We start from the raw sequence: 20,609 nt of genomic DNA on the forward strand, positions 1-20,609 counted from the left end.
TGACTTGAAATTCAATAAACTTAAGATTCAGATTGATGATTTACCCAATACTTTAAAAAATTAGAATAAAAAAACATCAAAAAAATTTAGATTTCAACCGACCAATCCACATTATTTTTGATCAAATTTTAATATATTGAGATAATTATGAAACAGGTAACACTTAATATTCCCGAAAATCTTTATTCCTTTTTCATGGATATAGTGAAAAATATGGGAATAGAGAAAATTCAAGAAAAGGAAATCCCTACCAATGATAGTGATCAAGAAGTTCCTGCATGGCAGAAAGAGGAAGTTCTTAAAAGAATAGCTTCCATGAAAAAAGATGAATATGTTTCTTGGGAAGACCTTGTTAAGGAAGTAAAATGAAACCAGATTATACTGTTTTATTTAATCCCTCAGTAGCTCAAGATATTAATAAAAATACTGAGTACTTTTTAAACATTGTGAAAAATGAAAAAATAAAAGAAAAATTCTTAAAATCGATTGAAAAAACGATTTCAAACATAAAATCAAATCCCTTTCACTACCAAATAAGATACTCCAATATAAGATTGATCAAGGTCAAACCATTCCAGCATCTTTTACACTTTTGGATTGATCAAGAAAAACTTCAATTAAAAATAGAAGGTATTTTTCATCCAAGTCAAAATCCTAGAGACTGGGAAAAAAGAATCAATCATTGATAACAGAGATTATCTCCCCATTTTCTAAATAACATAAATAACCCGATGCAGGCTTTCCAGTCAGTTGAGCAACCAAATCCATATACTCACTCACTTGCTCTTTATGCTTTTCGTAAGGTTCTCCAGTTTTGAAGTCTACAACCATAGCATGATCTTGTTTGAGAATTATCCGATCAGGTCTTTTCATTTTTCCTCCCGGAAGGAGAATTCCTTGTTCAGCCAACAATACACCATCTACCTCAAACCAAGATGCAAAAAGGCTGTTCGAAAATAATACATCAAGCTGTTTTTCAACTTCATCCTTTTCTTCAAGTGTCAATCTCCCTTCATAATAAAATGAGGCTAAGTTAAGCTTGGTATCCTCTTTACTTTTTGAAATTTCAAGAATTTCATGTACCATCAAACCAAAGTTTTGCGTCTTCCGCTGGTCCAATCCTTCCGCAGAAAAATCAACGGCATACTTTTTTACTTTCAAGAGCTGTGTCCAATTCTGATAAGACCATCTTAAATCGCTCAGTTTTTTTTCTAAAATCTCTCTTTCTATTCCCTTCGGCCAATCTCCAAATTCAAAAACTTTGGTTTCAGAATCATAAAAATCCGATAAGCAAAGTCCTCCTTCATCATCTTTACTTTGTGTCAAAACTTGTTGGAGTTGCGCTTGAAGATAATTTTGGCTTGTAATTTTTTCCTTAAATGGAGCTATTCCTAAAAACACATCTTCTGCCCTAGTCAAAGCTACATAGATCATATTTAGACTATCCAAATATGCCATTACAGCCTCCTCAGCATAAATATCCGCAAAATCTGATTTAGCAAGAGTAGAATTCATAGTTAAAGGAATAATTGCTTCTAACTGCTTTTCTCTGTCCTCAAAAGGTGCCCAAACTACGTTTGATTTTCGAGTATCAAAAATATCCCATTTTAAAAACGGCATGATGACAACCTTAAATTGAAGGCCTTTGGACTTATGAATAGTCAAAATCCTCATTGCATTATGTCCATCAGGGATCTTGACCGTCCTTTTACTTTGATTTTCATCCCACCAGGCTAGAAATCCAGATAGATCCGCCCTATTGTTCGTAGTGAAATCATAAATAGCTTCTTTAAATCCTGAGATATAGGCCCTTTCCAAACCAAAACTTTGTAAGTCAAGAATTTCGATCAATTCCTCTACAGCTTCTATCAATGGCAATTGAAGTAAAAGCATTTCATTTTTGACAAACTTATTGACTTTTTGCTTCATGTGCTCTGGAATTTTGTCCAAAGCAAAAAGTTCATGATTTACCTCCTTACTTGCCAAAACTGAGCGGTAATACCACATGGTTTTGAATTGAACTTGATCTTCGGGATTATTCAAGTATTTCAAACCCGCAACAAGTGCTTTCACAGAAGCTGCTTTGAAAAGGAACATGCTTTCATCAGAGAGCACATCAAAGCTGTATCGTGTATCTACATTTTCAGCACCATAAGTCATCAAAGTATCCGCAATCGCTTCGCCTTCTGATTTTCTCCTAACCAAGAATGCTATATCTTTTAATTCGTAGCCCTTATCTTGAAGTTCCGTGACCATTTGAGGCAATTTGGATAAAGCCAGCGCATCAAATTTCCCGTCATCCTCAAGTTCTTTATCTTCTTCTAAGAATGAAATTTGAACTTTCCCTTTAAATTCAGAAGTTGCTTTTCTTTCAGAAATTCTCTGTTTGACATCTTGATATGCTTTGGAAATGATTCCCCGATCATCTGCTCCATAGCTTGAGCTTAAAGTCTCTTCAAAGGATTTTGAAAGTGATTTAAAAATAGAATTGTTAAAATTGATAATATTTGGGAGGCTTCTGAAATTTGTATCTAAATTGTTATTTTGAACATTACCTTTACCCATCTCCTCTTCCACTCGCTCTAAAAGCAATTTCATTTCTCCACCTCTCCATCTATAAATCGATTGCTTCACATCACCTACAAGCAAGTTGGTGTGACCTTGCGCAAGTGAATTTTCCAAAAGTGGTTTGAAACTTGCCCATTGGAATCCTGATGTATCCTGAAACTCATCAATTAGATAGTTTTTATATTGATTACCTACCTTTTCATAGATGAAAGGAGCATCATTCTCTTTAGTTATCTCTTTGAGAAATTCATTTGCATCAGAGATCAGAAGCATATTTTCTTCATCTTTTAAAGTAATAAGCTCCTCGAGCATATTTCTAAAAATTCCAAAAACATAAATATTTTTCCCTATCACTTCCAAGGTATTCCACTTGATTTCTAATGGTCGGAATTGTCCGAGAATCTGACCTAAACCTTGATGATAAGATGCGATGATTGCATCTTTGCTTTTACTCGTTTTAGAAAACCAACCATCTTCTCCAAATGCTAAGTCTTGTTGCAAATCAGATAAACTGGGAATTGGATATTTTCTATCCCCTAACTGATCAAATTTAAGTGCAAAAGATCTCGAAGAACCTGCAAAATCTGTCCAATCTAGACCATTTGCAATTCGAATTTGAGTAGCTTGGTTTTTAAGTTCTAAGGCAATTTTGAGAATATTAGTCTTTCTTTCCTTTATGTAACTTTGAAGTTCGGTGATGTTATTTTTATCCTTCAAAAACTCTCTGATTTCAGGAGCATATTTCTTGAAATCCTCCTGGAATATCTGTCTTCCGAGTTCTTTAATGTTTTTTCTTATATCCCAAGATTTCCCATTTTGGATCTGTTCTACAGCATAATCTACGAGCCATTTGTGCAGAAACTCATCATCCATCACCTGCATCACTACACGATCGACTACTTTTTCTAGAACAGCATCTTGATCTAATTCCACTTCAAATTTGGCATTGAGATCCATCTCTCTAGCAAATGCACGCACTACTTTTTGAAAAAAACTATCAATAGTATTGACAGAAAATCGCGAAAAATCATGCAGGATAGCAGTCAATGTTTGCGAAGCACGAAGTTGAAGCTCTTCAACAGAGAGACCAAGCGCAGCCATGATTTCACTATCCATTTTCTCATTTGGCTTGACATCGATTTTTAGGCGTTTCAGTTCTTTGATGATCCGCTCTTTCATTTCTTGCGTAGCCTTATTGGTAAAAGTTACCGCCAATATTGACCTGAAATTCTCTGGGTTTTTGAGGGCAAGTTTAAGATACTCCATGGTAAGCGTATATGTCTTACCCGAGCCTGCTGAAGATTTGTAAATGATAAAAGGTCTATCTGCCATAATCAAAAATTAAGATAAGCAAAACAAACTTAATTAAGCTAAAGAAAAAAATGAATGACAGTAGATGTCTGAAATAAATAAGCTCTCCAAAACATGAACTTTGGAGAGCTTATTTATTAAATCAACTTCTACAACTCTGTCCTAAATTAAACTGAAGAATTGATTTACTAGCTTAAATCCTTCGCAATATACATTTAATATGTAATAAAAAGCAATTTTTTATATTTAAAATACAAGAATTTTTTTTTCATCAAAGGGATGAACGGTTAAAAAACAGGGATGAAATATATTTTATAATTATATGAATATTTCTATAAAAATTAATTTATTTTTAGTTACTCTTAATTCCAAATTGACTAGAGATTTTGCTAAATCAAATTAAAGCTTCCCAAAGAACTTCTACAGGATGCTTTGCTCTTCTTGAAGTTCCGTCTGCAATTTGGTGCCTGCAGGATGTTCCGGGTGCTACTATTTGTGTTTCTAAGGAAGCCTCTCTCACCGCTGGAAAGAGTACCATCTCTCCTATCTGCATACTCAAATCATAGTGCTCTGACTCGTAGCCAAAAGAACCTGCCATGCCACAACATCCAGAAGGGATTACCTCCACTTGGTAGTTTTCTGGTAAGGATAATAATTTTTGCGTCCATGAAAGGGAAGACATTGCTTTTTGATGACAATGTCCATGAAGTTTGATTTTTTTGGATTCTTTGGTAAAAGATTCTGATTTGATATTTCCAGAAGCTATTTCTCTTCCTATAAATTCGTCAATTAATAAGGTATGGAATTTCAATTTCTTTGCTCCTTCCACAAATTCCTCGGAAACTAACTTTGGATACTCATCTCTAAAACTCAATATTGCTGAAGGTTCAATCCCAACCAAAAGTGAATTACCATCTATAATATTTTGAAAAACATCGACATTTCTATCAGCATGTTTCCTGGCTTTTTCAAGCAATCCTTTAGACAATGCCGATCGACCACTTTCATCATGATCTACCACTTTCACATCATAACCTAGTTTATTTAAAAGCTTAATCGCTACTATGCCTATCTCTGTATCATTATGATTGGTAAATTCATCAATAAATAAATAAAGTGACTTGATTACTTTTTTTGGCTTTGGTAAGTTTTCATAATTCTTATTATACCAATTTCTTAGACTTTGATTTGAAATTTTCGGAAGTTGACGCTTAGGCGCAACACCCAATATAGTTTTCATCAGACCACTTGTCCATGAATTCGTAAGACCGAAATTGGCTAATCCAGAAACTTTCGATCCTAATTCATTGAGTTCATTGATATGAGCAAAAGCCTTTGATCGAAGCGGAGTGCCATGTGTTTTATGGTATTGATACTGAAATTCGGCCTTCATAGATGACATATCTACATTAGAAGGACACTCTGCTGTACAGCCTTTGCATGATAAACATAAATCGAGGGCTTCTTTGATTTCTGAATGATCAAAGGCATTTTCTTTTTTGTCAAGGGTCAGAAATTCTCTTAACACATTTGCTCGACCTCTTGTCGTATCTTTTTCATTACGTGTTGCTTGATAACTTGGACACATTGTACCGCCTGATTCAGGAAGCTTACGACAGTCTCCCGAACCATTACATTTTTCAGCCAATCTCAAAATCCCTCCAGTCTGATCGAAATTGAGTAATGTCTTTAGAATGGGAGTTTCTACATCTGCTTCATAGCGAAGCGAAGTATTCATAGGAGCAGTATCTACAATTTTTCCTGGATTGAAAATATTATCTGGATCCCAAGTGTATTTAATTCGTCTAAAAAGCTGGTAGTTCTCCTCCCCCACCATCAATGGAATAAATGGTGCTCTTACCCTTCCATCCCCATGTTCACCACTCAAAGAGCCATTGTACTTTTTTACTAACTTGGCGACATCCAGAGAAATTTTGTAAAACTCTTCTTGATCGGATTTTTTCTTTAAATCCAAAATGGGTCTTAAATGAATCTCTCCTGCTCCTGCATGTGCATAATGAACAGGCTGCTGCCCATAAGACTCCATCATTTTATCAAATTCATCTATATAATTTGCTAAATCCTCGATATCAACTGCCGTATCTTCTATACATGCCACTGCTTTTGCATCACCTGGAATATTGGCCAAAAGACCCAAACCTGCACTTCTCAAAGCCCATGCTGATTTTGTCATACTAGGTTCTATCACAGGAAAAGCGTAACCTAAAGCCGCTTTTTGAAGATCTAAAATTAACTTTTCTGCTTTAAGTCTAGCTTCTTCTTCTGTTTTTCCGGTAAACTCCACCATCAACAAAGCCAAGGGATCGCCTTCCACAAAGTATCTATTTTTGCTATACTCTATACTTTCTTTGGTGCAGTCCAAAATAATCTTGTCCATCAACTCCACAGCTGTAGCAGGGTGCTTCATTGCAACCTGAGCTGCTTTCATACTTTCATGGATAGAGTTAAAATGTGCCGCAACAACGACTTCTATGGGATCAGGAAGTGGATCTAAAGAAATTTTTATTTCTGTGGTAAATGCTAACGTTCCTTCTGAACCTGCGAGTAGTTTACAAAAATTAAATGGGTCTCCATTTTCTGAAAATATTTCAGAATCCAGTAAATAATCGACTGCATAACCTGTGTTTCGTCTATGAATTGACTTTTTAGGGAAATTATCATTAATCTCTTTCTGTGTTTCTCTTTTCGAAAGTTCTTCCTTAATCTGCTGATATATTTTTCCTTCCAGAGAGTCTAATTGACATTTTTGCTGAAACTCAGCTTTACTCACTTGTCCAAAAGTAACGGAATTTCCATCACTCAAAATGGTATTAAGAGAAATCACTTTTTCTCTTGTAGTGCCATACACAATGGAAGTTGTCCCAGATGAATTATTGCCAACCATTCCACCGATCATGGCTCGATTGGCTGTAGAGGTAATCGGACTAAAAAATAACCCATGTGGTTTTAAGAACCTATTGAGCTCGTCTCTAACCACACCTGGCTGTACGCTAACCCACTTTTCTTCTTTATTAAATTCAAGAATCTTGGTAAAAGACTTGGAAACATCGACCACAATTCCATTCCCTACGCACTGTCCAGCTAAGGAAGTGCCCGCTGTACGTGGAATCAATGATGTTTGATGTTTTTTTGCAAAAGCAATCAACTTTTTGATGTCTGTATCATTTTTTGGAAAAGCGACAGCTAATGGAATCTCCCTGTAAACAGAAGCATCAGTGGCATAAAGTGTCTTTGTGAGTGTATCATATTTCAACTCCCCATCTAATTGAGAAGATAAACTCTGCAAAAAAGGCAATAGGTTAGGTTTAGATATAGGCATGTTCCAAAAATAACTAATCGAAGGTTTCCAAACTCTATTTTTTATCGGGAATATTTTCTAAAATCTTCTTTAATCAAAACATATTATGCAAGAGAGTAAAAAATCGAAAGAAGCATTTTCCCACTAAAACTGTCACAGATAATTTGTTCAATTTGAGAATCCCAATTACATTGGGTATATTGAGGTTGATAAACCCGAGAAATTATGGCAGGAATGACAGGATTTGATATGATTAATTCCACGAAGAATAATAGAAACCTCCGAAGTGGAAGAACTAAGATTTCTGATAATCCTTATAATCAAGGCAAAGAAAATCCTGCTTCCAGAGATCCTAAAAATTATTCAGAAATGATTAATGAAAGATTTGATCGAAGAGATCAAAGAAATCAATGTTCAGTCATCATTTTTGTTGTATTAAGCCTTCTGATGGGAATCTTTTTTTATTATTTGATGGTAGCTTAATTAATTCACTTCAATACACTCCAATTTTTTAAATTCCATGTTTATCTTTCTGAAAATTTTGGATTAATAATGTTTTTCTACCTCTCCCAATTCTTAAGTATTTTAGTAATGCCATTGAGCATTTGCTTGATTCTGATCATTTATGGATTTTTTCGAATGAAGAATAAAAAAGGAAATCGCATTTTAATTGCTGGTATCATTCTTTTAGTTTTCTTCAGTAACAAATTCATCAGCAATAGAGTAATGAACGCTTGGGAACCTGATTTTAAAGCAATTTCTTCCTTGCCTATTTATGAAATCGGAATAGTACTTACAGGTGTGACCAATTTGGACAAAAACACCAACGACAGAACGTTTTTCAACAAAGGAGCAGACCGAGCGACGCATGCAATGCAGCTTTATAAACTAGGCAAAATCAAGAAAATCCTCATCACAGGTGGTCAGGGGCTCAATCCTACCAATTCCAATACGGAAGCTGCACTTTTGAGAGACTTTATGCTTATTGCTGGCGTCGATGAAGGAGATATTATTTTAGAAGATCAGGCTAAAAACACATTTCAAAATGCTGTTTTCACAAAAGAAATATTGGATAACTTGGGCTATTCTGAAACTCAAAAACATCTTTTGATTACCTCTGCATTTCACATGTACCGATCAAAAGGTTGTTTTGATAAAGCCGAATTAATTACTGATACATATCCAGTTGACTACTATGGATATGATAATAAATTTGACCTTTCAAATTTGTTGTATCCCGATCCAAATTCGATCTTTATTTGGCAAAAACTTTTCAAAGAATGGATCGGAATTATGATGTATAAGATAGTTGGATATCTTTAAATTAAACTTACTCATCCAATTTTTATCTCTTCTTTTGATTCTCCACCTTCGATTTCTTCTACTAATTCAGCGTACCAATCTTCTCCAAATTTTCTGATTAAAGCATCTTTGAGGAATTTGTAAATCGGCACTCCAAGTTTAGAACCCAAAACGCAAGCCGCACTGCAAATATCCCAGCGATCATAATTTAATGCTTCGAAATCATCATACTTTTTTACTCTAATGGGATAGAGATGACAGGAAATCGGCTTTTTGTAAGCGATCTTACCATCAAGGTAAGCTTGTTCAATACCACATTTTAAAATTCCTTTTTCATCATAAAGCGCGTAGGCACATTCTCTATTGTCTCCAATGGTAGGTGTTCCTTTGTCTCCATCTTTATCGATGACCCAAGTTCCTTGTCTTTCAACAGCATCTCTTCCTTCTTGGGTAATGTAATCTTTAACTATTGGATAGATTTCTTCAATAATTTGGGTCTCCTCATCTTCAAGTGGGGCTCCGGCGTCTCCTTCTACGCAGCATGCTCCTTTGCATTTTTCCAAATCACAAACAAAAAATTGCTCTTTTATATCATCGCTTATTACAGCGTTGCCAACTAATATCATGCTTTATAATTTCTTTGATCGCAAAGCTACAAAAAAGCTTCTCTTTACCTCGATAAAAGGTTTGGATAATTATTCCTACACTTTTTCAAAGATGTTCATTTACTTAGAAAAAGCAATAACAAAAAAACCGGGCTGCAAACCCGGTTTTTTTTATTAGTTAATAGCACTGATATTTCCAGTCATTGCCGCATGCCTACCACATTGGTAAGGAGCAATTTGGGCGGCCATTTCGGCAGTCAAAGTAAATGTGATGCCAGTATCCGTTGCTATGAAATTTACAGCTGAATTACTTTCGAAAGTTCCGACCACATCATTTTGTGCCAATAGCGTCGTATTTCCTATTCCTCTGATCGTAAATGGATGGGGAAGTCCAGCCAAGTTTATAATCTGATAGCGTGATCCGATTTTGAGCGTTAATGCAGCATTATCCATATTTAAAGTAGAAGTTGCACCGCTACCCTCAATTGATGTAAAGATATAAGCCGATGTTCCAACATTATTTGCAGTGATCGTTGCAGAAATTGCGTTAGGGTCAGGAATTTCATCTTCTTTTGAGCAGCCTAGGGTAATCGTGAATAGAAATAATCCTGTGATAAATACTTTGATTGTCTGTTTCATAAAATTTGATTTATACAGACAGATACGACAAAAATATGACGATTGGATCAAAAAAAGAACCGTCCCGATTTCTCGGAACGGCTCAACCCAGCACTATGAAGAAAAGCTATTTAAAGCCTTACTGACAATGAAACATGGATGTGATAAGAATGTTTTAAACTCTGGAAAAATATTTAACTTTTTTTCTTAAAATTTAAACTCATAGCCCGCAGTGATAAATCTAGGAATACCTACTTTTATGCCTTGAGGCCTTCGTGTAGCGATATAGCGTTCATCTGATAGGTTTTTAATACTTAAATTAAATCTAGAATTCCATCTTTCTACATCATAACTCAGCATTGCATCAAATATCGTGTAAGCATCAATTTTACCAATTCTACCATCTAAGGACGGAACAACAGTATTTAATTCATCTCCAAACTGCTCTCCTACATAATTCATGGATAATCTTGCACCGAAACCAGATTCAGTTTCCAAAGTCAAAGCTGAATTCACAAACCAGTTTGGCGCATAGGGAGTTCTATTTCCATTAATATTGACATCATCTACAAATCTATCTGCAGCATATGTTGACAATGCATATGTTGCATTCACATCGTAAGTTAATTTAGTTTTTGAAAATCCAAGTAGATTGCTAAAATCAAAAATGAGTGCAGATTCCACCCCTCTGTGTCTCGTAGCACCTGCATTGACTACACCAAAACCAAGTCCTCCTGCAGATTCTGATACAGGTATAATTTGATTGCTAAAATCCATAAAAAATCCAGTCATTTCCATAAATGCCCAACTAGACAATTCTGATCTGAAACCTAATTCATAATTCCAGCTTTCTTCTGCATTTAAATCTAAAACATCACCTGTGGAAGTGATAGCATCTTTCGTTCTTGGAGGAGCATATCCTTTGTGAATGCCTCCAAAGAAATTAAGCTTCTGAATCGGTCTATAATTGAATCCCATTCCAGGGATGATTTCATGGATCACATTTCCAGCAACCAAGGCTGTATCTCTCACTCCTATCCCTGCAAAACTTCTCCTTCTAATATCTCTTTCATAGTTGAAGTTTTCATATCTGACACCAATATTGAAATCAATTTTTTCTGAAAGTGAAAATTTATTTTGAGCATAGGCTGAAAAAGCATTCCCTGTTCTCACTTCATCTTCTACAAGATCCCCACTTTTTACACCCGCTTTTGTCCCGTTTACTCTTTGTTCATTGGCTTGCTCCCAAAGCAATCTGGTTCCAACAGTAAGTTCATTTTTCAGATTGAATAAGTTATGATCAACTTCTAACCTTGGCTCAATCCCTCCAACTGCAAATTGTCTATTTCTATTTCCAGTACCATCCCTCATAAAAATAGCTCCTCCAGGGATATCTCTGTCTCCCCAAACTACTCCAGTCCAATTTGAAGGAGGCGTATTTGTACTGTTAATTGTAAAATCTTGTCTATTCCAATTTCTTGTTGTTGTGTAAGCATATGCAATGGTATTCAATCTCACCTTTTCACTAAATCTATATTTATGGCTGAAACTGATAGAATATCTAGAAACATCAAGCTGATCATCGGGAGCAAGTCTCGTAAAATCCTGTCCACCTTGATCATACATGACTTGATTCAAACCAATATATGTGGAATTCGAAACTTCATTGTACAATCCTAATTTCAAACCTAGCTCAGATTTGTCATTGATATTGAATAAAAATTTGGTATTGAAATCAGTAATATCAAAACTTGTTGGGCCAACATTATCCGCTCTCTTTTTCAAAAGATTGACTTGCATACCTGTATTCCCGAAGGTATTGCCATAATTAACCAAACCAGAAAAATACCCACCTTGACCTCCTTGAATTCTTATAGAGCCTTCTTGCTCTTGTGGGGGATTTGGAGAAATATAATTCACTACTCCTCCAATGGTCTGAGGACCATACAGAATCTGACCTGATCCTTTCAAAATCTCAACACCAGCCATTCTATCTATAGCTGGAGTATAATACATTTCAGGCTCTCCATAAGGTGCAAGCGCTACTGGAACACCATCTTCAAGAACCAAAACTGATCTACTTCTATCTGGATCTAATCCTCTAATCCCAATATTGACACGCATACCAATACCTTCTTCATCTACCACATGTACACCAGGAGATCTTCTTAACACTTCATTTCCACTGATTGGAGAAATTGTATTCAATTCTCTTTGATCAATATAAGTAACAGAACCAGGCACTTTACTAAAAACCCGATCCTTGTCTGCTATAACTGTTATTTGCGGCATCTCCACGCCGGTTTCCATAAAAACCAAATCCAATTGATTGATTTGACCTTCTTTTACATTCACCTCTTTTGTAAATGTTTTAAAACCTACAGCCGAAACTTTTATGGTATATTCTCCATCTTCTAGATCGTATATTGCAAAAGTTCCATCCAGATTTGAATAGGCTCCTTTTACAGTACCCATGACCAAAATATTTGCAAAAGGAATTATCTCTCCATCTAAAGATTTTATTTTCCCTGTTATTACCAAAGATTTTTCATCACCATTATTTACTGCTGCTTGTAAATCTGCTGTTCCTAAAAACATTCCAATCAAGCATGTCAAAGCAATTAATTTTAATTTCATAGATAATTTTTGACTATTCTTATTTAGATTTAGTATAATTAATGATGCAAAAGTATTCTCTATTTAAACTTGATCCAAATAAGCTTTAATAATTTTTCATACTTTTTACCTATCTGTCTTTTCAAGAAATAGAAAAAATCAATTAGACGTGAATTTTAAAATACGAACCCAAAATGAAATCAGATTTAATCAAAATTTATAATAAACACTACTTCTTCTTGATGTTTGATTTCCTATAACTCTATGTGGTAGTCTAAATAAATTAAAGAGGTTTTACATAATTAACATCGCTTTAGGTAGAGCAAAAAACTTCTTATGGGCATACAGGAAATAAATTTTCTTTGCAGTAATCAATTTTAAAGGACATATACATCTAATTATAATAAGCAAAGAGTGAAATAAAATTCTTTTATTTGCGAAGTGCAAGCTGGCTTGTCGCTGTTTCGTCTGACGAAAGAGAGGAAAGTCCGGGCAACATAGAGCGCCATACTTCCTAACGGGAAGGGGTCAAGTTGGTGACGACTTGGCTACAGATAGTGCCACAGAAAATATACCGCCCCGATCTTGATCGGAGTAAGGGTGAAATGGTGGGGTAAGAGCCCACCGTCCCAATGGCGACATTGGGAGCAGGGCAAACCTTATGGGTTGAAAGACCAAATAGGTCCCGCACCAGATTCAATTCTGGAAAAGGCTGCTCGTCTTTCTGCGGGATGGGTAGGTTGATTGAGTCTGTTCGCGAGGGCAGATCTAGATAAATGACAAGCATTCTTATTGCAAAGCAAAAAGAACACAGAACCCGGCTTATAGGCTTGCACTCTTTTTACATCAAATCTTAAATCTACGATATGGCAAAAATTCTAATTATTGACGATGAAAAGGTCATCCGGGCCACTTTGAAAGAAATTTTAGAATACGAAAAATATGAAATCTCCGAAGCTCAGGACGGAGAAGAAGGATGGAGAAAAATCCAAGAAGAAGATTTTGATCTCGTCCTATGTGACATCAAAATGCCTAAAATGGATGGAATGGAAGTATTAGAAAAAGCCTCCACTTTAGAAAAGCAACCGCAGTTCATTATGATTTCTGCCCATGGGTCCATTGAGACAGCCGTAGAAGCTACTAAAAAAGGAGCTTTTGATTTTGTTCCAAAACCACCTGACCTCAATAGACTTTTGCTTACAGTAAGAAATGCTTTGGATAAAAAGGAGCTTGTAACTGAAACCAAAACACTTAAGAAAAAGCTATCTAAAAAGCTAGATATGGTGGGTGAGTCTGAACCAATCAAGCGAGTAAAAGATACCATTGAAAAAGTAGCTCCGACTGATGCAAGAGTCCTGATTACAGGGCCAAATGGTACAGGAAAGGAACTTGTTGCACATTGGTTGCATCAAAAAAGCAATAGGTCAACAGCACCTTTCATTGCGGTAAACTGCGCAGCAATACCAGCTGAATTAATAGAAAGTGAATTGTTTGGTCATGAAAAAGGTGCTTTTACATCTGCTGTCAAGCAAAGACAAGGTAAATTTGAGCAAGCAGACGGTGGTACTTTGTTTTTAGATGAAATCGGAGATATGAGTTTATCTGCACAAGCGAAAGTATTGAGAGCACTGCAAGAGCATAAAGTATCTCGTGTAGGAGGCGATAAAGATATTAAGGTTGATGTTAGAGTATTGGCTGCTACAAATAAAGATTTGAAGAAGGAAATTGAAGAGGGGAAATTTAGAGAAGATCTTTATCACAGGTTGAGCGTCATCCTAATTCAAGTTCCCCCTTTGAAAGACAGGCAAGAAGACATTCCTTTATTAGTAGATAGATTCTTGGAGGACATTTCAAAAGAATATGGAACAGCCAAGAAGGAAATTGATAAAAATGCACTCTCAAAACTCAAAGAATATCCCTGGACTGGAAATATTAGAGAATTGAGAAATGTTGTGGAAAGATTGGTGATTTTGGGAGAAAAAACGATTTGTCTCGAAGACATAAAAAAATATGCTGACTTTCAATAGTCAGCATATTTTTTAACCTCTAATTTCTTTTGCGTCAAGAGCTTTGGCATAAGCTGGGCATGGTCTACTTGAAGCACAAGAACTTAATGCCAAAATTCCCACCGCCATGATAGCAACGATTAACCTTTTCATAGATTTATTTTTTAATAGAAATCAAATATGTTTTATTTTTTGAGCAATACAAAATTAAATGACCATTAAGTTACATCCTCTGACATCACTATTGTCAAATCGACCTAATATTTCTAGTTCGCCTGCTTTATCAAATCTCCCCAAATCCTGTGTTTCTAGAAAAGCACAAGAGTGAAAATTAGCTAAATCAATAATATTTATTCCACCTTGACTTCTTTCAGCCCAAGTATATGGATCATTGACATCTCTAAGCATAACGTGCATTGTATCAGGCAAAGTATATTTACCATTCCCAACAGAATAAGCTTGCGACATCAATTCTGTCATACCATATTCAGAGTGAATTTCTTTCTGATGAAAAGCAATTTTTAAAATTTCATGAACCTCTTCGCGAATCATTTCCTTCCTTCTACCTTTCATCCCTCCAGTTTCCATCACGATTAAATTATCCATTTTGGGAAAATCAAAACTACTTTCAGCAAGGTCTAATAGCGCAAAAGTGACCCCAAGAAGGAGCACTTTTTTATCGTCATTTTTTAAAACCTGAAGTCTTTCTATCAATTCATCATGATTGTAAAGATATGTGCCCGAGTAAATTGACTTGGATTGTTGGATAAAATATTCCGCCATGCTGACTAAAGAACTTCCTGGACGTTCCATATAAGCAGGCAAAAGTGCCAAAATATGGAAATTTGAAATATCCCCATATACTTTTTCAAACTGATTCAGCGTATGTCTTAAATAAAATTCTTTTGACCAAATATAATGTTTGCTAGTAATTGCTCCGCTTGTGCCACTACTTGAATAATAATCTTTAAATACTGCAGATCCACCCGTTACAACTTGATGATCTTTAAAAAATCTAAGTGGTAAAAATGGTATTTTTTCTATTCTATTGATTTGGTTAACATCAATTTTTCTCGCTTCTAAGTACCTTTTATAAATTTTATTTTCCACCGCTTGGAATTTAAAAAGCTCTAAAGCCATTTTTTCAAAATTTTTTATCCTTGAATAAAGGATATCTTCAGAAAAACTTTTGAAATAATTCATCGTTTTATAATTTGTCTTGTCAAAATTAAGCAATTTTACAAGAGTAGAATCCTAATCAATAAATCCTAGGCATGGACAGCATCAAACACCTGATTTACACCTTACTTTTTACAGTCATGACGGTGGCATGTATCACTCCACCGGACAACTTTCCATCTGTTCCAGAAATAGTCTTTGAAAAATTAGAATTTGTCAATACTTCAGGTGCAGATTCATTGATGGTGACCATTGGATTCAGAGATGCAGAAGGTGATATTGGACTCAATCCGACCGATATCAATCCTCCCTTCAACGCCATTAATTTTATCAGAGACGCGGGAGGAAGTGTGATCACTTACAGCCAAAGACCTCCAGGTGCACCTAATTACAACCGACTAGACTGGGCAATCAACCCAACTATCAACAATCAAGTATTTAGAGATACTGTCTGGGTAGAACAAAACCCTGATCACAATAATATTTTTGTCAAATTCTTTATCAAACGAAATGGTGTATTCCAAGAATTCAGATGGGAAGACCCTCCATTTTTCACAACTTTCAATGGTCGTTTTCCGAGAATTCTCCCAGACAATAGAACACAAGCTGTAGAAGGAAGTATCCGCTACAATATGCTTTCCTTTGGTTGGGAGTCAATTTTCCGAAATGACACCTTGAGAATTGATGTGCAAATTCAAGATAGGCAATTGAACAAAAGTAACGTGGTCTCTAGTCCTGAACTCACGCTCAATCAAATCACGAGGAGGTAACATTAAAATAGATTTCACTAAAGTTTGGCTAAAAATGCCAAACTTTTCTTTTTTAGGCGGTTTTGGCAAGAAAAATGTTGAATTGATTAAAATTATCGATCTTAAGTATATGCTTATCGTATTTACTCAAAGTTGCATATTTATTCTTTTACTAAACATCGTACACTATGAAAAAATCACTTTATCTAACACTCTTGATAGCTCTGATAGGTTTTACAGAATCTTTCGCTCAGGGCTTGAACTTTGGAATCAAAGGTGGCGCTAACTTCGCCAATTTTGCTGGGAATGTTGAGGATTTCAACCAAGAAAGCATTACTTCCTATCATGCAGGTGCATTTGTAGAGCTTGGTTTAAGTTCTAAATTCTCCATTCAACCAGAAATACTGTATTCGACAGTTGGGTCGAATCTAACTTTTGCAGGAGCACAGGAAGATTTCAAAAATGAATTGGGTTACCTATCAATCCCTGTATTGGCAAGAATCTACTTGATCCCTAACAGGCTAAGCTTGGATTTAGGACCGCAAGTATCCTTCTTGATGAGTGAGTCTCAAAATGTGGATGTCTCTGATTCAAATACTTTTGACTTTGCATTAGCAGGTGGTGCTACACTACATTTATTAGGGCCACTTTTCGTACAAGGAAGGTATAATCTGGGTCTTACCGATGTAAAGCCTGACGCCGAGGTTACCAATAGAGTGGTACAACTCTCAGTGGGATTAAGGTTCTAATATTTTAAATTAAAAATATTTCAGAAAGTCCCTTTTGGGACTTTCTGCATTTAGAGAAAATCGAAATCAACGAAATCATTTCGGGGATAAAGGAGTTATATAGGTGTATCTTGTTTTTAATCTTACCTTATTTATACTTTATGAAATGCTCATCAAAAACAAGTTTCTATCCGAATAGTAATTATTTTGAGCATTCCATCTGAACCCTTAAAACAAACCACAAACAGATGAAAGCATCAGATCTTTTTGTCAAAGCATTGGAAAACGAAGGAGTGGAATACATTTTCGCCGTACCAGGCGAGGAAAACTTAGACCTCCTTCAATCTCTCAAGAATTCTAAAATCAAACTTATCCTTACCAGGCATGAGCAAGGAGCGGGCTTCATGGCAGCTACCTATGGTAGATTGACCGGCAAACCCGGCGTCTGTATGGCCACTCTAGGCCCTGGAGCTACAAATCTGGTAACTCCAGCTGCCTACGCGCATCTTGGAGGAATGCCCATGATGATGATTACAGGACAAAAACCAATCAAAAAAAGTAAACAGGCTAGATTTCAAATCATCGATGTAGTGGACATGATGAGACCTGTAACCAAATACACCAAGCAGATTGTGAATAGCAACAATATCGCTTCTCAAGTAAGAGAGGCATTTAGAATTGCTATTGAAGAGAAACCAGGAACGGTACATTTAGAATTCCCTGAGGATATTGCTCAAGAAGAATGTGAAGAGACGGTATTTGAAGTCACTGGCCACATCATCCCAAACCCTGACGAATTAGCTATAGATCAAGCTGTTAAAATGATCGAAAAATCAAAAATGCCATTACTATTGATTGGTGCAGGAGCAAATAGAAAAGTCACCTGTGATGCATTGAAAGGATTTGTAGATCATTCTGGCATATACTTCTTCAATACTCAAATGGGAAAAGGGGTCATAGACGAAAGACACCCTAAATACCTTGGAACAGCAGCTTTATCAAGTAATGATTTTCTCCATGCAGCCATTGAAGCAGCTGATTTGATCATCAATGTAGGACATGATGTAATTGAGAAACCTCCCTTCTTCATGAAGCAAGGAGGTAAAAAAGTAATTCATGTAAACTTTTCTCCAGCAGAGGTTGATCCTGTTTATTTCCCACAACTCAATGTAGTGGGGGATATTACCAGCGCAGTAAATGCCATTTCGACTCAGATTGAGCCACAGGATCATTGGGATTTCAATTTCTTCAAAAAAGTTAAGGAGGAGGTTTCTTCGCATCTTGGCAAATATTTTGAAGATGAAAGATTCCCTATGCTTCCACAAAGATTGGTCAATCTATTGAGAACCCATCTAGCATCAGAGGATATCATTACCTTAGATAATGGGGTATATAAGCTTTGGTTTGCGAGAAATTACATTTGCCACCAACCTAACACCCTACTCCTAGACAACGCGCTTGCTTCGATGGGTGCAGGATTACCTTCAGCTTTGATGGTCAAATTGTTAAATCCAAACAAACGAGTAGTTTCTGTTTGTGGCGATGGTGGATTTATGATGAATTCGCAAGAAATGGAAACAGCTGTTAGGTTGAATCTCAACCTTACTGTAATCATTTTGAATGATTCGGCATATGGAATGATCAAGTGGAAGCAGGAAGATATGGGGTTTGATGATTTCGGTTTGGATTATAAAAACCCAGATTTTGTTAAATATGCAGAAAGCTATGGAGCTAATGGCTACAGACCTGAAAGTGATCAGGATTTTCAAAAGATCTTAGCTCATTGTCTCAATTCGGATGGCGTTCACTTGATAGATCTTCCAGTAGATTACTCACTGAATCATCCTATACTCAATGTAATGTTAAAAGAAAAAGTAAACAAACTATGAGCAATTCGAAAACTTTAAAAGTACATAATCCATATAATCAACAACTAATTAAAGAAATCCCGATGGTAGGCAAAACTGAAGTGGAAAAAGCACTTGAGATAGCCTTCAAACTTTTTCAGGATAGAAAAAAATGGATTCCTTCCTTCAAAAAAATAGAAATCTTGGAAAGCGTCCAAGAAATCATGAAAAGCAAAATTGAAGAGCTGACCAAAACCGCGGCTGAAGAAGGTGGTAAACCCTATCAGGATTCAAAAGTGGAAGTTCTTCGCGCAATCAATGGAGTAAAAATCGCCGCCCAAGAAATTGGTCAACTTGCAGGAAAGCAAATTCCGATGGGACTTACTCAAGCTTCCATCAATAGAATCGCATTCACAACTCGAGAACCTATCGGCGTAGTAGCATCGATTTCTGCTTTCAATCACCCTCTAAACTTGATTATTCATCAAACAGTAACTGCATTTGCCGCAGGCTGTCCTGTCATCATCAAGCCAGCATCAACTACGCCATTGTCTTGTTTGGCATTTCTTAAAATTCTGAAAAAAGCAGGTGTTCCTGATGGATGGGTTCAGTCAATCATAACAGATAACGAGTCTGCTGAAGCGTTAGTCACAGATCACCGAGTCAATTTCTTATCTTTTATCGGTTCTGCCAAAGTAGGTTGGTATTTGAAATCTAAAGTTGCCGAGGGTACTCGTGTAGCAATGGAGCATGGTGGAGCTGCACCAGTGATTGTGGAAAAAGATGCGGATTTGGAAGAAATGATCCCTGCACTTACTAAAGGTGGATTCTATCATGCTGGACAAGTTTGTGTTTCAGTTCAAAAGGTGTTTGTTCATGAAGACATTGCAAGAAATGTCGCTGAGAAAATAGCAAAAGAAGCCAAAAACCTCATAGTTGGTGATCCTTTAGACAAAAAGACGGAGGTTGGCCCACTGATTTTACCCAAAGAAGTTGATCGAATTGAAGAATGGGTGAATGAAGCCCAAGAAAGTGGGGCAGAAGTTCTATGTGGTGGAAAAAGAATATCTAACACCTGTTTTGAGCCGACAGTTTTATGGAATCCTTCACAAGATATCTCAGTTTCCAAAGAAGAAATTTTCGGTCCAGTAGTTTGTATTTATCCATACAAGGAAAGAGAAAAAGCAATTGATCTTGCTAATGCTCTCCCTTATCATTTCCAAGCAGCAGTATTCACAAAAGAATTAGAAGTTGCCTTAGATACCGTTCAAAAACTCAATGCAACAGCAGTAATGGTTAATGACCACACCGCTTTTAGAGTAGATTGGATGCCGTTTGGAGGAAGAGATGCATCAGGTGAAGGTCTAGGAGGAATCCCCTACTCTATGCACGAAATGACAAGAGAGAAGTTAATGGTAATCAAAAGTAAAATGCTCTAACCGTTAAATCATGGAAATCAAACATCAAAAACTAAAAAATAAAGGTCAATTCGATCTTTATGACAGTTCTAAAAAAATAGGGCTAATGACTTATCAATTGGATGGAAAAGGGAAAATGACAATTAATCATACAGAAGTAAATGCAAAAGATCAGGGAGGGGGATTAGGTGAAAAACTAGTCTTAGAAGGAGTTCAATTCGCCCGGTCTGAAAATTTAAAAATTCATCCTCAATGTCCATTTGCAAAATCAATATTTGATAAAAATGAAAGCATCCAAGATATCGAAATCTAATTTCTATTTAAAATTTCTTATACTGTATAA

16 protein-coding genes and 1 other RNA gene are annotated in these 20,609 nt (G+C 36.0%); 11 read left to right on the forward strand and 6 right to left on the reverse strand.

Going from position 1 to position 20,609, the window contains the following annotated elements; all coding sequences use genetic code 11:
• Window positions 1-147 precede the first annotated feature (147 nt).
• Complete coding sequence (locus tag BELBA_RS17155; protein ID WP_014773940.1) at window positions 148-369, forward strand: addiction module protein; 222 nt, start codon at window positions 148-150, stop codon at window positions 367-369.
• On the forward strand, window positions 366-686 hold the full coding sequence (locus tag BELBA_RS17160) for a type II toxin-antitoxin system RelE/ParE family toxin (RefSeq protein WP_014773941.1): 321 nt from the start codon (window positions 366-368) through the stop codon (window positions 684-686). The genes BELBA_RS17155 and BELBA_RS17160 overlap by 4 nt, the downstream gene beginning before the upstream one ends.
• Here BELBA_RS17160 and BELBA_RS17165 read toward each other — a convergent pair.
• Both BELBA_RS17165 and BELBA_RS17170 read right to left on the reverse strand, forming a co-directional pair.
• Window positions 676-3,900: a UvrD-helicase domain-containing protein gene (locus BELBA_RS17165; RefSeq protein WP_014773942.1), complete on the reverse strand. Its 3,225-nt coding sequence runs from the start codon at window positions 3,898-3,900 to the stop codon at window positions 676-678. The genes BELBA_RS17160 and BELBA_RS17165 overlap by 11 nt on opposite strands.
• 373 nt (window positions 3,901-4,273) lie before the next feature.
• Window positions 4,274-7,219, reverse strand: coding sequence for an FAD-binding and (Fe-S)-binding domain-containing protein (locus tag BELBA_RS17170; RefSeq protein ID WP_014773943.1), 2,946 nt, complete (start codon window positions 7,217-7,219; stop codon window positions 4,274-4,276).
• Between the two features lie 204 nt (window positions 7,220-7,423).
• Between BELBA_RS17170 and BELBA_RS17175 the strand changes: the two genes are divergently transcribed.
• Complete coding sequence (locus BELBA_RS17175) at window positions 7,424-7,681, forward strand: hypothetical protein (RefSeq protein ID WP_014773944.1); 258 nt, start codon at window positions 7,424-7,426, stop codon at window positions 7,679-7,681.
• Between the two features lie 69 nt (window positions 7,682-7,750).
• Window positions 7,751-8,521 (forward strand): YdcF family protein, encoded by a 771-nt coding sequence (locus BELBA_RS17180; protein ID WP_041779429.1) that lies wholly within the window; start codon window positions 7,751-7,753, stop codon window positions 8,519-8,521.
• An 11-nt stretch (window positions 8,522-8,532) separates the two neighbouring features.
• On the opposite strand, the gene BELBA_RS17185 is transcribed toward BELBA_RS17180, so the two are convergent.
• The 3 genes from BELBA_RS17185 to BELBA_RS17195 form a co-directional block, all read right to left on the reverse strand.
• Entirely contained in the window at window positions 8,533-9,126 is a 594-nt protein-coding gene (locus BELBA_RS17185; RefSeq protein ID WP_014773946.1) for a DUF3109 family protein, read from the reverse strand.
• A 153-nt stretch (window positions 9,127-9,279) separates the two neighbouring features.
• Entirely contained in the window at window positions 9,280-9,744 is a 465-nt protein-coding gene (locus tag BELBA_RS17190; RefSeq protein ID WP_014773947.1) for a hypothetical protein, read from the reverse strand.
• Window positions 9,745-9,930: 186 nt separating this feature from the next.
• Window positions 9,931-12,360 carry a TonB-dependent receptor gene (locus tag BELBA_RS17195; protein WP_014773948.1) on the reverse strand — a complete coding sequence of 810 codons (2,430 nt, stop codon included), beginning with the start codon at window positions 12,358-12,360 and terminating at the stop codon, window positions 9,931-9,933.
• 419 nt (window positions 12,361-12,779) lie between these two features.
• Between BELBA_RS17195 and rnpB the strand changes: the two genes are divergently transcribed.
• Together rnpB and BELBA_RS17200 are read left to right on the forward strand one after the other, a co-directional pair.
• An RNA gene (gene rnpB / locus BELBA_RS19195) (RNase P RNA component class A) lies at window positions 12,780-13,180 on the forward strand.
• Window positions 13,181-13,205: 25 nt separating this feature from the next.
• Entirely contained in the window at window positions 13,206-14,366 is a 1,161-nt protein-coding gene (locus tag BELBA_RS17200; protein WP_014773949.1) for a sigma-54-dependent transcriptional regulator, read from the forward strand.
• A 186-nt stretch (window positions 14,367-14,552) separates the two neighbouring features.
• On the opposite strand, the gene BELBA_RS17205 is transcribed toward BELBA_RS17200, so the two are convergent.
• Window positions 14,553-15,548 carry a LuxE/PaaK family acyltransferase gene (locus BELBA_RS17205; RefSeq protein ID WP_014773951.1) on the reverse strand — a complete coding sequence of 332 codons (996 nt, stop codon included), beginning with the start codon at window positions 15,546-15,548 and terminating at the stop codon, window positions 14,553-14,555.
• A gap of 71 nt (window positions 15,549-15,619) precedes the next feature.
• On the opposite strand from BELBA_RS17205, the gene BELBA_RS17210 reads away from it, so the two are divergent.
• The 5 genes from BELBA_RS17210 (at window position 15,620) to BELBA_RS17230 (ending at window position 20,579) form a co-directional block, all read left to right on the forward strand.
• Window positions 15,620-16,294: a hypothetical protein gene (locus BELBA_RS17210; RefSeq protein ID WP_014773952.1), complete on the forward strand. Its 675-nt coding sequence runs from the start codon at window positions 15,620-15,622 to the stop codon at window positions 16,292-16,294.
• Window positions 16,295-16,461: 167 nt separating this feature from the next.
• Window positions 16,462-17,022 carry a porin family protein gene (locus tag BELBA_RS17215; RefSeq protein WP_014773953.1) on the forward strand — a complete coding sequence of 187 codons (561 nt, stop codon included), beginning with the start codon at window positions 16,462-16,464 and terminating at the stop codon, window positions 17,020-17,022.
• Between the two features lie 227 nt (window positions 17,023-17,249).
• Window positions 17,250-18,890: an acetolactate synthase large subunit gene (locus tag BELBA_RS17220; RefSeq protein WP_014773954.1), complete on the forward strand. Its 1,641-nt coding sequence runs from the start codon at window positions 17,250-17,252 to the stop codon at window positions 18,888-18,890.
• Complete coding sequence (locus tag BELBA_RS17225; RefSeq protein ID WP_014773955.1) at window positions 18,887-20,287, forward strand: aldehyde dehydrogenase family protein; 1,401 nt, start codon at window positions 18,887-18,889, stop codon at window positions 20,285-20,287. The genes BELBA_RS17220 and BELBA_RS17225 overlap by 4 nt, the downstream gene beginning before the upstream one ends.
• 10 nt (window positions 20,288-20,297) lie before the next feature.
• Window positions 20,298-20,579: a GNAT family N-acetyltransferase gene (locus BELBA_RS17230; protein ID WP_014773956.1), complete on the forward strand. Its 282-nt coding sequence runs from the start codon at window positions 20,298-20,300 to the stop codon at window positions 20,577-20,579.
• The last annotated feature ends 30 nt before the right edge of the window (window positions 20,580-20,609 follow it).

Source organism: Belliella baltica DSM 15883, from assembly GCF_000265405.1.
Lineage (GTDB): Bacteria > Bacteroidota > Bacteroidia > Cytophagales > Cyclobacteriaceae > Belliella > Belliella baltica.

Excerpts from the sequence above, each read along its gene's own strand:
- BELBA_RS17225 (WP_014773955.1), top strand. The coding sequence starts at position 18,887 with ATGAGCAATTCGAAAACTTTAAAAGTACATAATCCATATAATCAACAA.
- BELBA_RS17165 (WP_014773942.1), bottom strand. The coding sequence starts at position 3,900 with ATGGCAGATAGACCTTTTATCATTTACAAATCTTCAGCAGGCTCGGGT.
- BELBA_RS17190 (WP_014773947.1), bottom strand. The coding sequence starts at position 9,744 with ATGAAACAGACAATCAAAGTATTTATCACAGGATTATTTCTATTCACG.
- BELBA_RS17205 (WP_014773951.1), bottom strand. The coding sequence starts at position 15,548 with ATGAATTATTTCAAAAGTTTTTCTGAAGATATCCTTTATTCAAGGATA.
- BELBA_RS17230 (WP_014773956.1), top strand. The coding sequence starts at position 20,298 with ATGGAAATCAAACATCAAAAACTAAAAAATAAAGGTCAATTCGATCTT.
- BELBA_RS17215 (WP_014773953.1), top strand. The coding sequence starts at position 16,462 with ATGAAAAAATCACTTTATCTAACACTCTTGATAGCTCTGATAGGTTTT.
- BELBA_RS17210 (WP_014773952.1), top strand. The coding sequence starts at position 15,620 with ATGGACAGCATCAAACACCTGATTTACACCTTACTTTTTACAGTCATG.
- BELBA_RS17200 (WP_014773949.1), top strand. The coding sequence starts at position 13,206 with ATGGCAAAAATTCTAATTATTGACGATGAAAAGGTCATCCGGGCCACT.
- BELBA_RS17175 (WP_014773944.1), top strand. The coding sequence starts at position 7,424 with ATGGCAGGAATGACAGGATTTGATATGATTAATTCCACGAAGAATAAT.
- BELBA_RS17160 (WP_014773941.1), top strand. The coding sequence starts at position 366 with ATGAAACCAGATTATACTGTTTTATTTAATCCCTCAGTAGCTCAAGAT.
- BELBA_RS17170 (WP_014773943.1), bottom strand. The coding sequence starts at position 7,219 with ATGCCTATATCTAAACCTAACCTATTGCCTTTTTTGCAGAGTTTATCT.
- BELBA_RS17220 (WP_014773954.1), top strand. The coding sequence starts at position 17,250 with ATGAAAGCATCAGATCTTTTTGTCAAAGCATTGGAAAACGAAGGAGTG.
- BELBA_RS17155 (WP_014773940.1), top strand. The coding sequence starts at position 148 with ATGAAACAGGTAACACTTAATATTCCCGAAAATCTTTATTCCTTTTTC.
- BELBA_RS17185 (WP_014773946.1), bottom strand. The coding sequence starts at position 9,126 with ATGATATTAGTTGGCAACGCTGTAATAAGCGATGATATAAAAGAGCAA.
- BELBA_RS17195 (WP_014773948.1), bottom strand. The coding sequence starts at position 12,360 with ATGAAATTAAAATTAATTGCTTTGACATGCTTGATTGGAATGTTTTTA.
- BELBA_RS17180 (WP_041779429.1), top strand. The coding sequence starts at position 7,751 with ATGTTTTTCTACCTCTCCCAATTCTTAAGTATTTTAGTAATGCCATTG.